We start from the raw sequence: 15,057 nt of genomic DNA, 5'->3' as shown, positions 1-15,057 counted from the left end.
TAATTCCCAAAGGCTTTTATGAAACTAATATTGTTTCACAAAAGTTAGTGGTTTACGAATCCTTTGATAGATTGAAAAAGATTCCCAATTTCTTAGAAAGTTCGGGAATCTCAGCTTTGGTGCGATCGCACTTTCCAAACAAGTAATGTATAATGTAAATTGTGTCGAGCAAAATTCGTAAGCAGATTTATATTGAACCACGTCAAGAACATCTGCTAAAACCGATCGCCCAACAAGCGGGTGTAAGTGAAGCAGAGATTATTCGCCAAGCCATTGACCTTCATCTTGGTGAAATAACGGCACGCCAAACCAATCTTGCAATGTGGGAAGCCGAAAGAGAATTTATTGATCAAATCAAAACTCGACCTGCTCAACTTGGAGGTCGGGATTGGCAGCGTGAAGACCTTTATGAACGTTAGGATTTTACTTGATACCAACATTCTCGTTTACATCTACGATCCACTGGATACCGCAAAACAGGAACGCGCGATCGCACTTACTTAAAGATGCGATTCAGGATTGGCTTGAAGTTGCTAGCCAGCAGGAAGAACTTGAACCCGATAAATAGTTGATTGCAAATATCCTTATTAAATATGTTTCTGGTAAAGCCTTATATGAGAAGGAGTCAGAAGATAGAATTCAGAATACCCCAGCAGTCAAGTCAATTAACCCGAAACTTCAAGTTCCGGGCTAGTGTTGATTTTAGATTAAGGGACTGACAAGAAATAAATTACTCAAATAAACGAACTACTCCAGACACAGAGAACACAGAGGAATAAGCAGGAGAGAGTTTTTTCGGCAGTTTTTTGGGTATTTTTTATTTTGAAGTCCCTAATCCAAAATCTAAAATCTAAAATCCAAAATTACTTGCCGTTGCCGTTAGGACCATTACCATTGTTATGAATAACACGTTCGGCAAGCTTTTCTGGCACTTCTTGGAGATGGTCATATTCCCAGTGGAAGGAACCAAGACCCAAGGTGAGCGATCGCAGCTTTACAATAAAGTTTTGCATCTCTGCTTGTGGCAAGTATGCAGAGATATTATCCCAGCCCGACCAATCGTTTCTGCCCTCATAACCTAAAATTTGCCCCCGTCTACCACTCAACAGTTGCAGCACTATCTCCTACTGTATTGTTGTCCTTAACACTCCCTTTGCGAGAAATTGCCCCTGTGACAAATAACAAGCTTTCTAGTAAAGTGGTTTTTCCACTTAAATAAGGCCCGACAATTGCAACATTCCGCGAACCCGATTTTACTTTTTCGTTTATAAAACCTCCCTTGCGGTAAGTCTTTCCTAACCGCATGATTGTGTATATATCAGGGATAAAAAGTGCTTCTATGGAGTCAAAATTACCCCTTCTTTAATTTGTTATTATGCTCCTTTTAATCTAAATTTAAAAAAATTGTAGCCTGTTGTAAGATTTACCTTAATAAAACTTAATAAAAACCGGTTTTTATGGCGAAATAAAAATTTTTGTAAAAAACTTTTTATAAAGTAAATTTAACTGAAGGTATTGCAAGTCAGAAAATCAATGGGAAAATCATTTTTTAAATATCGCATAGCCGGGTTAGTAAGCTTGATGCTGCTTGTTAGTATTACCTTTCCCTCTGTTTCTCTATCTGCTCCTGTTCCCTCAAAGCTGGCACAATCTAATGGTAAAACTGCTATAGACTGGTTAAACCAAGGCTTACAAGCAATTCAGGCGGGAAAGGTACAAGATGCGATCGCAGCCTTCAAACAAGCAGCTAAACTAAATCCGACATTGGCACCAGCGCACTATAATTTAGGGTTAGCATTCCGACAAACGGGACAATTGCAACCCTCTGCGGATGCATTTTATCGAGCGACGCAAGCCGATCCTAAGTTTGCTCCAGCTTTTGCTAATTTAGGTGGAGCGTTGTTAGAGGGTAATAATTTACAGTTAGCTAACGATTATTTGCAACGAGCCTTAGAACTCGATCCTAAACTCGGATTTGCCCATTATAACTTGGGATTGGTACGAGAGCAGCAAGGAGATTGTAAGCAAGCGATCGCATCTTTTAGAAAAGCCATAGAATATAGCAAAAATGCACCAGAGCCTCCTTATCATATAGGGATGTGTTATCTCCAACAAGGCAAACTCGATCAAGCGATCGCATCTTTTAATCAGGCAGTAAAAATTAATCCGAAGTATCCAGAAGCTTACTACAATCTCGGCTCAATTTGGTTTGGGCAACGCAAGTTGCAAGAGGCATTAGAGGCTTTTAGAAAATCAGCCGAAGCTAACTCTAACTATCCCAACGCTTATTATGGTGCAGGGTTAGCTTTTATGCAGTTACAGCAATATGGGGATGCAGTACAAGTATTGCAATTTGCTAGAGATTTATATAATGCTCAGAAGAATCCTCAGTGGGCGAAAAATGCCGAGCAATTGTTGCAACAAGCACAAAATTTAAATTACAAACCTCGCTGATGTACAAAAGCTTAATATTGCATAATATAAAATTATTGGGTTGACTTGCTGGTGTTGTCTGAAGTTGTCCCGATTGGAAAAAATGTACATGCAAAAGCGCCAGAAAAGTCGATTTTTATTTAGCGATCGCTGGCTTGATCGGCACTCAATTGTTCGCAACATGGAAGCCTTTCAAGACTTAATTGTGATTGTTTTGTGTTTGGGATTGTTCGCCGTCATGATAATCCAATTGTGGGGGATAGCGATCGCCATCACGCAGCCACTAGACTATCAACATATGACTGCAAAAATACTATTTGTGTTGATTTTAGTCGAATTATTCCGACTATTAATGGTCTATTTGCAAGAACATAGTATTTCTGTGGGAGTGGCAGTTGAGGTAACAATTGTATCTCTACTGCGAGAAATAGTAGTTCACGGAGCGCTAGAAATTTATTGGGTTAATACGCTTGCAATTTGTGGTTTGTTGTTTGTTCTGGGTGGATTACTTGTGGTATGTGCTAAAACGCCACACATGGATTGTATGAGCGCTAACACTAAGTTTTGTCCGGTTGCGTATAGGGGAGGTAGAGAACGGCAAAATGAGTTGGAATTCCAGTATTCACGTCAATGTGATGAAAATCAACCGCTTGGATAAATTGTTATGAAAATGGGGAGTGGGGAGTGGGGAGTGGTGAAAAAGTATTTTCCTACTCTCCACTCCTTTGCTTAAGGTTGTATCAGTAACTTGGATGCATCTAAAATCTAAAATGGTATAACTTACTTTTGCAAGGTACTTCCGACGTATTGAAATATACTCTTTTTGGAAGATGAATCGCTCTTTAAGGGTGAGTATAAAGTTAATTAGAAATTCTAAAAGAGGTTTAAGCAATGACTACAAATACAGGTAACGGACAATCTCAACAAGCGATTAGCGATTTGGAATACGATTTTGTCACCATTTTGCACAACAAGGCAGAAGCCGTTAAAGCTTACGATACCTACATTAAAGATGCAGAACAAGTAGGTTCTCAGCCTTGTGTAGAGTTGTTCCAAAAATTGCGCCAATCTGATATTGAACACGCACAAGAGATTCGCCAACATCTACAACAAGTGCTGCAACACGGTAAGATGTAACCCAAGTTTTGAAGTGCGTAGGCGCAGTCTACGCACTTGCTGATTATATTAGACGCAAGCATCGCCCACTATCAGCTAGACTGATTCTGGGCTACTTGCTGTACTTGCTCCACTGTCAAATCGAGAGCCACCGCCACTTGTTCCACACTCAACCCCAATGCCAACAACCGGGGCTGTCTCTTCCCTTTCGATAATTAATTTAACCATCGCAACTTGAACTGAGTTCTCACCTGTATCTAATTCATCTAGATAAATGCGTTGCACTTGTGAACCGAGGAGCAGCAACTTATATGGTAGCCGATCGTTTGGATCTAAACTTCGTTGCGGATAGATGACAACAGCACGCCCAGACACCAAACAAAGTGCGTAGACGTAGCCCGCCGCAGGTATCGTGGTCGTTGTCTAAGCCATCACTGAAAATTAGCTGTATTTCTTGCTGTGTGAGAATATTGTGCCGATTGATTTTCATTGTCAGACTGTAGACCCTGTATCACAGACTACACTTTAACTGTACTAACTATCCTTGCGTCTTTGTCAAGATTTTGAGATATTAAATTGAAAGATTAATTCAGATAGAAACTTATGACAACCGAGCAAGAGCTTCAATCTCTTTTTAATAAATTAGATCGCGATCAAGACGGCAAAGTCTCCATTAATGAGCTTTTTTTAAGTCCTGGCTTAAGTGCAATCATCATATCAGAAACAAATACCAGTAGTCCCCAGGAGTTACTAGTACAGTATGATTCAGACCAAGACGGTAGTATTACCTTTGAAGAGTTAAAGGGAGCAGTTGAGAAAGCAAATAATTTAACCTAGTAGTCAAAAAATTAAAGCTACCTCCGCAATAGTGTATCCGCGTCTGATTCTGACAATTCAGATCATGTGGAAAAGCTAACGATTAACCTAACCCCCTTACCGACCCTCTAAGGGGGAAAATTCAAAGTCTCTCTCCTTAAAGGAAGAGAGAAATAGAAGTGAGGTTTTCCAGATACCGTGAAAAATCAGGCATCTGATTCGGCGTTAAAAAAAGCAGATGGTTGCTCCCATCTGCTTTAATAAAAAAATCCATCAATTTGTTTACTTGGATACCAACTGATTAAGTGGAGCAACCCCAGCCAAATCTAAAATTGGTGCGATCGCATCTTCTCTCTTCACCGCCATCATATGCACACCCTGGCACAATTGCCGCGCTATTTGCACTTGCTCGGCGGCGATTTTTATCCCTTCCTCAAAAGGATCTTTGGCTTTTGCCAATCTATCAATAATATGTTGGGGAATATTTACACCCGGAACACATCTATTAATAAACTGGGCATTTTTTGCCGATTTTAACAGAAAAATTCCTGCCAAAATTGGTTTTTTATAGCCAGCAGCAATAGTATCCATGAACTTTTCTAGCCGCTCAAAATCTGTAATTAACTGACTTTGAAAAAACTGCGCTCCGGCTTCAATTTTGCGTTCAAATCGACTTTGCAAACCCGACCAACTGTTACATTGTGGATCTACTGCTGCACCAACAAATAAATCTAACGCTCCATCAGTTAAAGGTTTCTCGTTGCAATCAACGCCTTGATTCATCTTCCGAATCAGTTGCAGCAGTCGCACGGCTTCCAAGTCAAACACTGATTTGGCATCTGGATGATCGCCCGCTTTTACTGGGTCGCCAGTCAAAGCTAAAATGTTATGTATGCCCAAGGCATGAGCGCCCATCAAATCAGCTTGTAAACTAATGCGGTTGCGATCGCGGCAAGCAATTTGACAAATCGGCTCTATACCGTTTTGTGACAAAATCACCGACGCCATTAACGAAGACATCCGTAATACTGCGCGGCTACCATCAGTAACATTGACAGCATGAACCCTTCCCTTAAGAGTCGCCGCCATTTGAATCATGTGCGCTGGATCTCCCCCTTTCGGCGGCGCTACCTCGGCGGTAATTAGAAATTCACCTGCTTGTACAGCTTTGCGAAAGGCTGTGGGGCTATGGGTGTGATGCATAAAATTAAGAAATTCAATTTCTTAAATGGTATAGCCAATCACACCGAAAAGGGACAAATTATAGAGGAAGAGAGTAACCTAAAGCAGTTTTTACTTGTGATAAAGTTTGATTTGCGATCGCTCTAGCTTTTTCCCCTCCATCCCGCAACACAGACTCCAAATAGCCTTTATCCTCCGTTATCGACTGATATTTTTCTTGAATTGGTTTCAAAGACTCAATTATCGTCTCTGTCAATAATGGCTTGAATTGCCCCCAGCCCATATCCTGACACTCAGCGGCTACATCTTCCTTGGTTTTACCAGAAAGCAATGTATACAGCGTTAACAAATTATTACACTCTGGACGCGCCGGATCGTCGAAAGTCAGCCCACGAACCGGATCGGTTTTGCAACGCTTAATCTTGTATTGAATCTGTTCTGGTGGATCTAGCAAACTGATTCGGCTTAACTCTGAAGGATCGGACTTCGACATTTTGCGTGTACCGTCCGCTAAACTCATCACCCTTGCCCCTTCCTTACGAATTAAAGGGTCTGGTAACTTTAGAACTGGTTGATCTGGTTTACCAAATTGGTGATTTAACCGAGCTGCAATATCCCGTGTCAACTCCAAGTGTTGCTTTTGGTCTTCACCCACTGGCACTTTATCAGCTTGGTAAAGCAAAATATCAGATGCCATTAGCACAGGGTAATCCAATAAGCCTGCACTCACATTTTCTCCTTGTTTAACAGCCTTTTCCTTGAACTGGATCATGTCTTGCAGCCAGTTTAGAGGTGTAATGCAGTTGAGCAACCAGGTGAGTTCACTGTGGGCGGAAACGTGGGATTGGACAAAGATAGTGGAGTGGTTTAAATCAAGACCACAAGCTAGATACAGAGCAGCAAGAGTGTAGGTATCAGCTGCCAACTGTGTTGGATCGTGGGGGACTGTAATCGCATGTAAATCAGCCACAAAGAGGTAATTTTCGTATTCGCTCTGACCTTCTACCCAGTTGCGAATGGCTCCCAAATAGTTACCTAGATGGTAATTGCCCGTTGGTTGAACTCCAGAAAGAACACGTTGCTTGCCCATAAATTTCAACTTAGTTATCTCAAATCCGCCCTAGTAAAGTGGCGATGTCTGGCGAAAAGTCGCTTTGCGCCTACGCAAAACTCATTTAATTTTGACATTTTCCAGGTCAACTCGCCGTGACGGAATTAGAGATTTTAACTCAACTCGGATTGCTATAAAAACTCTTCACGAAACAAAAGGGTCGGATAAAAGGATGATTTGCTCCTCCTGCCTTCTGCCTCCTTCAATACAACGGTGGCAATCCTGCGAAAAAATCACGTTTGCCGATGCAAATGTCTGTCTAAAGACAGATAGCGAAAGAATAGGGGTAGTGCGATTGTAGCATCATCTCTGCAATCAGTATCCAAAATACAGTTTTATCAAAAGTAAAAAATTTTCCAACCAAAATTTAATTAGAGGACTACAGCAATGAAAGTACTCTTACTCTACCCTCGTTTTCCCAAAACGTTTTGGTCTTACGACGAATTTATGAAAATAGCGGGACTTAAGGCAGTTATTCCACCGCTAGGGATTCTGACTGTTGCCGCTATGCTACCAACAGATTGGGAAGTTCGGTTTTATGACCGCAATGTTAACCAAGAAACGGATGCTGATTGGCAATGGTGCGACATCGTAATTCTTTCTGCCATGCTTGCACAGAAAGAAGACTTTCTTGCCCAAATTCACAAAGCAGCGCAACTGGGGAAAAAAGTTGCTGTGGGTGGACCTTATCCAACTTCAGTACCAGAACCTGCTCACAAAGCAGGAGCTAACTACTTGATTTTAGATGAAGGGGAGATTACAGTTCCACAGTTTTTAGATGCGATCGCCAAAGGTGAAGAACAAGGAACTTTCCGCGCCCTAGAAAAACCAGATGTCAGCAAAAGCCCTATACCTCGCTTTGATTTACTCAAGCGAGATGAATACTTAATGATGGCAATCCAGTTTTCTCGCGGTTGTCCTTTTGAATGCGAATTTTGTGACATCATCAATTTATACGGTCGCAAACCACGTACCAAAGAACCCAGTCAAACCCTAGCAGAACTCCAAACCCTCTATGACTTAGGCTGGCGCGGATCTCTGTTCGTAGTTGATGATAACTTCATTGGCAATAAGCGCAATGTGAAACGTCTCTTACAAGCATTAATTCCGTGGATGCAGGAACGCAATTATCCCTTCACCTTCATGACTGAAGCTTCTGTCAATCTAGCAGAAGATACTGAGCTATTAGAATTAATGGCTAAAGCTGGTTTCTATGCTGTATTTTTGGGTATTGAAACACCAGATCAAGACAGCCTGCAACTCACTCGCAAGTTTCAAAATACCCGGAATCCTTTGTTAGAAGCCTGTCGTAACATCAATGAAGCTGGATTGTTAATCTATGCAGGATTTATCATTGGTTTTGATGGAGAAAAAACTGGCGCTGGGGAGCGAATTGAAGCTTTTATTGAAGAAACCAGCATTCCTCAACCGATGCTAGGTATACTGCAAGCCCTTCCCAATACTGCCCTCTGGGAAAGACTAAAAAAAGAGGAGCGATTATTAGAAGGATTTGGAGGTTTGGAGGTGGGGGATCAGAATTCCTTAATGAATTTTGTTCCTACCCGTCCGATGGCTGAAGTTGCTAAAGAATATTTAGAGGCAATTTGGAGAATGTACGAACCCAAAAACTATCTCCGACGTTGTTTTGAACAATGCCTCAAGATTACACCTAATCCTCAACTACAGCAGACGATGTATTTTCCTCCTGGCAAAGGGCTGCGACTACTTGCTCACTTGCTGTGGCGACAAGGTTGGCAACGGCGGGAAATTCGGGGTCAATTTTGGCAACAGCTTTGGGTTATTCTTTACACCAAGCCCCAATTCGTGAATATGTATTTAGGTTTATGTGCTGCTGGTGAGCATTTTTGGGAATACCGCCTTTTAGCTAGAGAGCGCATTACTGAGCAGTTAGGATTTGATCCACTGACTACGCCTATCCCCGTTGAAAAACCATTAGTCACAATTTAACAGTTCGCAAAAGTCTCCACCCTGCCTTCATCTGAGGGTGGGGATAGGGAGATAAGCTGTCCCACAAATAAACTTGCATATCCTGGGCGGGCTTTTCGGCCCACCCCACAAGAGTTATGTTTAATAAGGGTTATGCAAATTAAATGTTTTTTAGCTTATGATGAGTCTCCAATTATTTTCTAGTAGTCCGCCAAGTCAACAATGCTTGGTTTGTAGTGAGCGCCTGGGCGCTCAAATCAAGGACTAAAGTCCTTACCCAATAGACATCTCCGACAATGAATGTAGAGACGCGAAATTTCGCGTCTCTACAAGGGTTTCAGGTTACGCATATTTATTTAATTTCTGGAGATGTCTAGTGGGGTTTGTTAGTCGCTCATGGGGAAACCCCTCTGAGCGACTAATTCACTACGAACTTATTCACTCATCAAAATTAATGGGACAGACCACTAGTAGTCTGTCCCAAAAGTTTTCAGAGGTTCGTGGTGTTCACATCCCCGACTTCTTGAAGAAGTCGGGGATCTCGCAGTCCCGCAAAATTAATGGGACAGAAGACTAAGCACTTCTTGAGATTTGATGTACTGCAAAACTATTTCAAATTGAAAGTGGGGACTTTTGCGATTCGTTAAAATATCTCAAAAAAAGCATCCTCTAATTCATAACCCAGCATTTGGGCCATAGACTTTAGCCGCGAGAGGCTGGGGATATTTTGTTGTTTGAGCCAATCACCTAAAATAAATATTTTGTGCATCAAAAATATTTCTAAGGCTTCAGGATTGTACTGAATGCCTTCTTTGGAACTGAACTGGTGTGGTACAAGCATGGCACTATAACGAGCAAATTCTCCAGCTTTCCAATCTAGTAAAAATGGCAACCAGGGGTATTTGGCATCTAGGCGTACAAACCACAGGCGCACCTCTGGAATTTCTGAGAGTTCCCGGGGATCGCCAGGTTCGAGTTGATAATTGATATCAAAGCGTAGCTGCTGTTCATGGGATGCAGCCCCATCTTGCAGCAGTTGTTCAATCACCGTTGACGCAGGCGACAGATCCAGATTGTTAATGAAGTCATTATTGAGTGCGATCGCAATTGTCTTTGATTCAGCAGCCACTTTTTTGATGCTCAACTGTAGGATCGAGAATATACAGTAGCAGCTTTCAAGGATTGACGCTAGATTGACCTTTACAAATAAATTATTTACTAATACTTTTTTTGCTGATAATTGGTCAACTTATACAAGTTTTATACACAAGTCTGACCTTCTCTAATTTATTTGATATTTTTTCTTAGTTTTCGCTAATTATAACAAATATACATCTAGTTGCTAGGCTTGATATGAGCAGATGGCCATGCCTGCGGCGCTCACTTCGGCTGCGCTCAGTGACCGCTATTCGGCGTCGCCTCTCACGTACACTGAATTTCCACACTTAAATGTTACATTCGTAAATGTGATAAATGCCCAAATTTTTCTCAGAAATTATTACACGATAAAAATTAGCCTACTTGGACAGGCGTTGCCTTTCCCAAGGTGGACATTTATAGCAATTTTAAGTTAAAGTTGTAATGAGTTTGTTTTAGATGAAGGTCTGTCAAAATAGCCATCAATAATCCAAAAAATCATTATCGCAACCTGTAACTTCCGCAGCATCAAAAGCCAAAACACAAGTACAGGTGAAAAGCTCGTGTGCAATATCATTGCATATAAATAAGCAATAAACATTTAAATGGGAAAATTTCCTTAACAGTTAAGAAGCTGTAATATGCAAAAACAAACAATTTCTCCAAAACCAATTCGTTCTCTAGAAGATGCGCTTGAGCAGTGCCAAATGCGGGGTATGCGCGTCAGCCGCCAGCGTCGCTTTATTCTGGAATTACTTTGGCAAGCAAATGAACATCTTTCTGCCAGAGAGATTTACGATCGCTTAAACCAACAAGGTAAAGATATCGGTCATACCTCTGTTTATCAAAATTTAGAAGCATTATCCAGTCAGGGCATCATTGAGTGTATTGAACGCTGTGATGGGCGCTTGTACGGCAATATCAGTGATTCTCATAGTCATGTAAACTGTATAGATACAAATCAAATTCTTGATGTCCATGTGGAACTACCAGAAGAGTTAATCCGCAAAATTGAAGAAGAAACAGGAGTGCGGATTACTGATTACAGTATTAACTTTATTGGCTACCGTAACCCGCAAGAGGGGTAGGGGGACATGAAGCGATTCCCGATTCCTCAATATAATTATTGCCAAAAATTGTCTCATCATCGGCATCATGATCGGGGACTGACAAATAAAAAAATGTTCCAAAACTAACGCAAAAACTCTCTCTATTTCTTCTCTCTGCGTTCTCTGTGCGGCAGTCGCTCATGGGGGAAACCCCCAAGACCGCGCTGCCTTGTCTCTGTGGTTCGTTTATTGGAATAATTTATTTCTTGGAAGTCCCTCGTCATATACTCAATTTCTTGGCTAAGTATGCCGTAACCCAGTAAATTGTAAATATGCTGGGCAACGCTACTAGGAGAATCAAGCACTTGCTGCGTTTTCTAAATCCCGAATTTTAAAATAAAACTCTGGTAGAGGATTAAATTTACCAGGCAAAATAATTTGATGACGTTGTGAGTGTAAAATTTTCAGAGTGATCGCTTGCATCTGCTCAAGTAAATCTTGGGGATGACGATTAGCGAGTAAATTAGCGATCGCTTCTGGAGTCTGATGAATATGAGCCAATCCCGATCGCAGTAGCATCCTCTTAATACCGCTAGTTAGCGGATAGCCCAACAACCATCGACTCAGGCGATGATGAATTTCCCATAACAGAGAAGACTTTCGGTTATTAGCAGCTAAGGATAATAGTTCATCATCTAGCAGTCCCTCTCGGTGTAAAATGCCCAACAAATGCAGTATCAGGGGTTGACGGACAAGCACAAATAATTCTCTTAACTTTGATTGACTGTTAAATAAGCCCGCCTGTTTTAAAAATATAAAGAAATTTTGAGCGATCGCTAACGATTGTACTTTTGTCCACTGCTGAAACCATTGTTTGAGTTCCTTTCCATCTAACGCCTGAATGATAATTCGCTTCAATGGTAACGGTATTTCTGGGGCTGCGGATCTTGGAGGGTGATACCCACTTCCTCCTTGAGCATCTGTGGTGCGATGAGTATATTTGCTCGGTCTAGCCACGGTCTTTGCAGGCTTGCTTCCTGCTCTATAATTGCTTGCAAAGCTTGGAGATAGACAATTTTAAAGGCTAGCCATGTACTTTCGTTAAGTTTTAACAGTGTTTTTTGGCTGAGGCTACGCAACAGGTTTGCTGTCAATTGGGAAATGACATTGTATTTCTTGCCAAACAATAGCTAGGGGCAGTTCTAAAACCTCTACCAAAGTACAGATATCAAAAGGCATCAAGCTTTTGACTTCCATATCCTGAACAATCCGGTAGGCAATACCTGCCAATTGTCCCGCCAAAAATCCTCTAATTTGATTGATTGCGATATCGCGTTCTGCCAACCAATGCCGAATACTCAGGTTCATTTAATTACACAGTGACGGCTGCATAAGGCAATTATGATCGATTTATCAGTTTGCGAAAACAGGTAACAATGGGGAAGACAAAGTTTTGTATCAAAGTTGTTTTCTGATTGGTAAAAAACAGTGCTTGTGTAACTGAGTAGACTATGAGCGATCGCCCGATAAAATTATTGTTAATCGACCAAGACCCGATTTTTCGTTTGGGATTACGGGTAGCTCTAGAAGCAATTCCTAACCTAGAGATAACAGCAGTGGTAGAAAATGATCCTACTGCTTTGCAGATTTTAGCAGAAATTGCCAAAGAAGACCCAAATCAGGTAAATTTGGTAGTTTTGGAATTCGGTAATGGTCGCTCCACCACCAGTCAGCAGCTAGGGTTACAATTCTGTCGCCAACTCAAAGCCTTATATCCCAACCTGCCAATTTTGCTTCTCAGTTCTATTCAAGAACAAGGACTGCTATTAGCTGCCAAATCTATTGGTATTAATGGCTACTGCCCCAAAGGTACACCACTTCCTGAATTAGTCGCCGCCATGCAAGAAGTTGCAAATAGTGGTGATTATTGGTTCCACGACACGCAAGCAATAATAACTCCTAACTCCCCCCTCCCAACTCCTAACTCCTCACTCCTAACTCCTAACTCCCTCCTCCCAACTCCTAATTCCCCCCTCCCTTTATATAGACTCCGAAATAATTTACGTTTGTCAGGAATTTCTCACATTGAAGCTACTCTAGCCGCAGTAACAGCACAATTACAAGTTCCCGGACTAACAGTATTAGATCGAGCAATTCTAGCTGGACAGAGGCGAGAACTGGTAGCGGCTCATTGGTTGCTAAATCGATTGTTGGTTTCATCACAAGAAAAGCAAGAGTCAGATATTCTCGTTGCTGATGAGCCGCCTATCAATCCTTCGTTGAGTAGTGCCATTCAACAAAGGCAAATGTCACCTTTACTTAGTCCGGGAACACTACAATCTGCATTATTTGCATCTTGTGTTACCAAACTTCAACTTCCTTTAAGAAATGTTACAGATATACCTTTAGAAATTGACATATTTCGTGAAGATAAAAAACGAGAATTACTTTATCTTATCTTGCAAAAACTGGCTGAACAGTTGGATGAATTGCGTGCTTCTAAAATAGAGATAAATCAATTATATGAAGTCAAATTTAGATTATTAAGCGAGTTATGGCAAGCAGCAATTACAGCTTTTTTTGGCAAGTTTTCTCGGATAAACGTAGGAAATCAAAACTTAGAAATTGTTAATTATTTATTGCCAAATATAGAAGTTGTGCAAAGAGATATTCTTAATAAAATTCCCTTAGTTTTGGAATTGTATTCCTATCTAATGTTTCAAACAGAATTGAACATTGATAATACCTCCTATCCAGTAGTCAGCGCTGAAGCCAAGTCCCAAGCATTAATGATTTTAGAGAACTTATTGATTCAGGTAGCGAATGGGGTAGCGCAACCACTGTTAAACTCTTTAGCAGATGTAGAGGCGATTAAGCAAAATTTTTATGGACGGCAATTAATTTCCACAAGAGAGATTGAACGATTTAGAAATGATTTGTCGTGGAAATATCGATTAAAAAATTATATAAGTGAGCCAAAAGCAATTTTTGAAAGTCGCTATGAACTATTTGTAATTGCGCCTCGTGGTATTGCCAATATATCAGTTTATGCTCCTCGAAATCAGGAATTAGAAAAACTTTCTAATATTCCTTTAGTAGTGACATTGCTTTTAGAATTTAGTGATGCGATCGCACCGCGTTTAAAATCACTATTAGCTTTTATTGGTAGCGGTATAGTCTTCATTCTCACCCAAATAATTGGTAGAGGTTTAGGTTTAATCGGTCGTGGTATTCTTCAAGGTATTGGTAGTGTTTCGTTAGTAGAAAAAAACTTGAGACGAAATAGCGATCGATCTAAGTGAGGGAGATGAGGCGAATAACCAATGACAAATGACAAATGACAAATGATTTTATCGGACTAGCAATTTCTTATATTTACGCAACTAGTCTGCTTGTTATTGGCGAGGGACTGCGTAGGCTGTTTGGTGTGAAGCCGGATTTGACTCGGAAGGTAATCCATATTGGTGCAGGGATGTGGGTTTTCGGTGTCCTGCTGCTGTTTAAGCATTGGGAAATCGGAATTATACCTTTTGCTAGCTTTATTGGACTCAACTACCTGTTTTACCGCTACCGAATCATCGGCGCAATGGATACCCAGGATAGCTCCCCTGGTACAGTTTATTTCGCTATTTCAGTGACGCTGCTTTTCGGGCTACTGTGGCGACCAGATGGGCCAGTAGATAGCGTTGCGATCGCAGTTGCTGGGATAATGGCGATGACCTGGGGTGATGCACTAGCAGCATTAATTGGTAGACGCTTCGGGCAGCATAAATACCAAGTGGGAAATTCTGTGCGTTCTTGGGAAGGTTCAGCAGCAATGTTTGTAGCGAGTACAGTGGCAATTTTCTTAGTGTTGTTGCTGCTACCTGGTTCCTCACTGAGTCCCCTAGCAACGCCTTTAGGTTTACGATGGGCTTTGTTGACAGCAGTGGTAACTGCTACTTTCGCCACCCTAGCAGAGGGAATTTCACCCCACGGCACAGATAACCTCAGTGTGCCTCTAGTAACGGCTGGGGTAGTGTGGGTAATAATGCAGGGGTTTTAAACCAACTTCCAAGTTCAGAGGCTCAACGTCCGAGTTAAAAGGCTCAACTCCAAACTTATAACTCCCTACTCCCCACTCAGGGGTATTTCGTTCTAGGCATAAACCGCCCAAAACTAAAGTTCCTCTCTTATAGAACCCATTTGACATCTAAGAAGGTGCAGCAAGCCTCTTAACCATCAACCGAATAAAACAAAGATTAACCTTGGCAGTCGCATTAGCTA

At 41.3% G+C, this 15,057-nt stretch carries 14 protein-coding genes and 2 pseudogenes; 9 read left to right on the top strand and 7 right to left on the bottom strand.

Annotated features, from left to right (window positions below):
* The first annotated feature begins 161 nt into the window (after positions 1-161).
* On the top strand, positions 162-419 hold the full coding sequence (locus V7K32_RS19085) for a hypothetical protein (protein ID WP_334995380.1): 258 nt from the start codon (positions 162-164) through the stop codon (positions 417-419).
* A 444-nt stretch (positions 420-863) separates the two neighbouring features.
* Here the strand turns inward: V7K32_RS19085 and V7K32_RS19080 are convergent.
* A pseudogene (locus V7K32_RS19080) lies at positions 864-1,118 on the bottom strand (elongation factor G); the annotation flags it as partial.
* Positions 1,096-1,305: a GTP-binding protein gene (locus tag V7K32_RS19075; RefSeq protein WP_334995379.1), complete on the bottom strand. Its 210-nt coding sequence runs from the start codon at positions 1,303-1,305 to the stop codon at positions 1,096-1,098. The pseudogene V7K32_RS19080 and the gene V7K32_RS19075, both read right to left, overlap by 23 nt.
* 228 nt (positions 1,306-1,533) lie before the next feature.
* Here V7K32_RS19075 and V7K32_RS19070 point away from each other — a divergent pair, with 228 nt between their 5' ends.
* From V7K32_RS19070 to V7K32_RS19060, 3 genes are all read left to right on the top strand, one after another.
* A complete protein-coding gene (locus V7K32_RS19070; protein WP_334995378.1) occupies positions 1,534-2,454 on the top strand; it encodes a tetratricopeptide repeat protein in 921 nt (306 codons plus the stop codon).
* Between the two features lie 88 nt (positions 2,455-2,542).
* On the top strand, positions 2,543-3,091 hold the full coding sequence (locus V7K32_RS19065; RefSeq protein WP_334995377.1) for a phosphate-starvation-inducible PsiE family protein: 549 nt from the start codon (positions 2,543-2,545) through the stop codon (positions 3,089-3,091).
* Between the two features lie 233 nt (positions 3,092-3,324).
* The gene (locus tag V7K32_RS19060) at positions 3,325-3,570 is read left to right on the top strand and encodes a hypothetical protein (RefSeq protein WP_334995376.1); all 246 of its coding nucleotides are present in this window, start codon (positions 3,325-3,327) and stop codon (positions 3,568-3,570) included.
* Between the two features lie 75 nt (positions 3,571-3,645).
* On the opposite strand, the gene V7K32_RS19055 is transcribed toward V7K32_RS19060, so the two are convergent.
* Positions 3,646-3,924, bottom strand: coding sequence for a DUF2887 domain-containing protein (locus V7K32_RS19055; protein WP_334995375.1), 279 nt, complete (start codon positions 3,922-3,924; stop codon positions 3,646-3,648).
* A gap of 228 nt (positions 3,925-4,152) precedes the next feature.
* Here V7K32_RS19055 and V7K32_RS19050 point away from each other — a divergent pair, with 228 nt between their 5' ends.
* Positions 4,153-4,386: an EF-hand domain-containing protein gene (locus V7K32_RS19050; protein ID WP_334995374.1), complete on the top strand. Its 234-nt coding sequence runs from the start codon at positions 4,153-4,155 to the stop codon at positions 4,384-4,386.
* Between the two features lie 261 nt (positions 4,387-4,647).
* Here V7K32_RS19050 and V7K32_RS19045 read toward each other — a convergent pair whose 3' ends face one another.
* The gene (locus V7K32_RS19045) at positions 4,648-5,568 is read right to left on the bottom strand and encodes a methylenetetrahydrofolate reductase (RefSeq protein WP_334995373.1); all 921 of its coding nucleotides are present in this window, start codon (positions 5,566-5,568) and stop codon (positions 4,648-4,650) included.
* Between the two features lie 58 nt (positions 5,569-5,626).
* On the bottom strand, positions 5,627-6,637 hold the full coding sequence (trpS, locus tag V7K32_RS19040) for a tryptophan--tRNA ligase (protein WP_334995372.1): 1,011 nt from the start codon (positions 6,635-6,637) through the stop codon (positions 5,627-5,629).
* A 408-nt stretch (positions 6,638-7,045) separates the two neighbouring features.
* On the opposite strand from trpS, the gene V7K32_RS19035 reads away from it, so the two are divergent.
* A complete protein-coding gene (locus tag V7K32_RS19035) occupies positions 7,046-8,626 on the top strand; it encodes a B12-binding domain-containing radical SAM protein (protein ID WP_334995371.1) in 1,581 nt (526 codons plus the stop codon).
* 622 nt (positions 8,627-9,248) lie between these two features.
* Here V7K32_RS19035 and V7K32_RS19030 read toward each other — a convergent pair.
* Entirely contained in the window at positions 9,249-9,734 is a 486-nt protein-coding gene (locus V7K32_RS19030; RefSeq protein ID WP_334884651.1) for a CRR6 family NdhI maturation factor, read from the bottom strand.
* 649 nt (positions 9,735-10,383) lie between these two features.
* Here V7K32_RS19030 and V7K32_RS19025 point away from each other — a divergent pair.
* Positions 10,384-10,830, top strand: coding sequence for a Fur family transcriptional regulator (locus V7K32_RS19025; RefSeq protein ID WP_334995370.1), 447 nt, complete (start codon positions 10,384-10,386; stop codon positions 10,828-10,830).
* A gap of 248 nt (positions 10,831-11,078) precedes the next feature.
* Here V7K32_RS19025 and V7K32_RS28835 read toward each other — a convergent pair.
* Positions 11,079-12,159, bottom strand: a pseudogene (locus V7K32_RS28835) (pentapeptide repeat-containing protein); the annotation flags it as partial.
* A gap of 143 nt (positions 12,160-12,302) precedes the next feature.
* Between V7K32_RS28835 and V7K32_RS19010 the strand changes: the two are divergent.
* Both V7K32_RS19010 and V7K32_RS19005 read left to right on the top strand, forming a co-directional pair.
* Positions 12,303-14,093, top strand: a complete 1,791-nt coding sequence (locus V7K32_RS19010) for a DUF3685 domain-containing protein (RefSeq protein ID WP_334995367.1) — start codon at positions 12,303-12,305, stop codon at positions 14,091-14,093.
* Positions 14,094-14,128: 35 nt separating this feature from the next.
* Entirely contained in the window at positions 14,129-14,836 is a 708-nt protein-coding gene (locus V7K32_RS19005; protein WP_334995366.1) for a diacylglycerol/polyprenol kinase family protein, read from the top strand.
* Positions 14,837-15,057 lie beyond the last annotated feature (221 nt).

Source organism: Nostoc sp., assembly GCF_036917635.1.
Classification (GTDB): Bacteria; Cyanobacteriota; Cyanobacteriia; order Cyanobacteriales; family Nostocaceae; genus Nostoc.
The sequence above is the reverse complement of the archived record's forward strand: the minus strand, read 5'-3'. Positions and strand labels throughout refer to the sequence as shown.

What these genes read in the sequence shown, in the direction of transcription:
- V7K32_RS19075 (WP_334995379.1), bottom strand. Translation starts at nt 1,305, where the DNA reads ATGCGGTTAGGAAAGACTTACCGCAAGGGAGGTTTTATAAACGAAAAA.
- V7K32_RS19070 (WP_334995378.1), top strand. Translation starts at nt 1,534, where the DNA reads ATGGGAAAATCATTTTTTAAATATCGCATAGCCGGGTTAGTAAGCTTG.
- V7K32_RS19065 (WP_334995377.1), top strand. Translation starts at nt 2,543, where the DNA reads ATGCAAAAGCGCCAGAAAAGTCGATTTTTATTTAGCGATCGCTGGCTT.
- V7K32_RS19060 (WP_334995376.1), top strand. Translation starts at nt 3,325, where the DNA reads ATGACTACAAATACAGGTAACGGACAATCTCAACAAGCGATTAGCGAT.
- V7K32_RS19050 (WP_334995374.1), top strand. Translation starts at nt 4,153, where the DNA reads ATGACAACCGAGCAAGAGCTTCAATCTCTTTTTAATAAATTAGATCGC.
- V7K32_RS19045 (WP_334995373.1), bottom strand. Translation starts at nt 5,568, where the DNA reads ATGCATCACACCCATAGCCCCACAGCCTTTCGCAAAGCTGTACAAGCA.
- trpS (WP_334995372.1), bottom strand. Translation starts at nt 6,637, where the DNA reads ATGGGCAAGCAACGTGTTCTTTCTGGAGTTCAACCAACGGGCAATTAC.
- V7K32_RS19035 (WP_334995371.1), top strand. Translation starts at nt 7,046, where the DNA reads ATGAAAGTACTCTTACTCTACCCTCGTTTTCCCAAAACGTTTTGGTCT.
- V7K32_RS19025 (WP_334995370.1), top strand. Translation starts at nt 10,384, where the DNA reads ATGCAAAAACAAACAATTTCTCCAAAACCAATTCGTTCTCTAGAAGAT.
- V7K32_RS19010 (WP_334995367.1), top strand. Translation starts at nt 12,303, where the DNA reads ATGAGCGATCGCCCGATAAAATTATTGTTAATCGACCAAGACCCGATT.
- V7K32_RS19005 (WP_334995366.1), top strand. Translation starts at nt 14,129, where the DNA reads ATGACAAATGATTTTATCGGACTAGCAATTTCTTATATTTACGCAACT.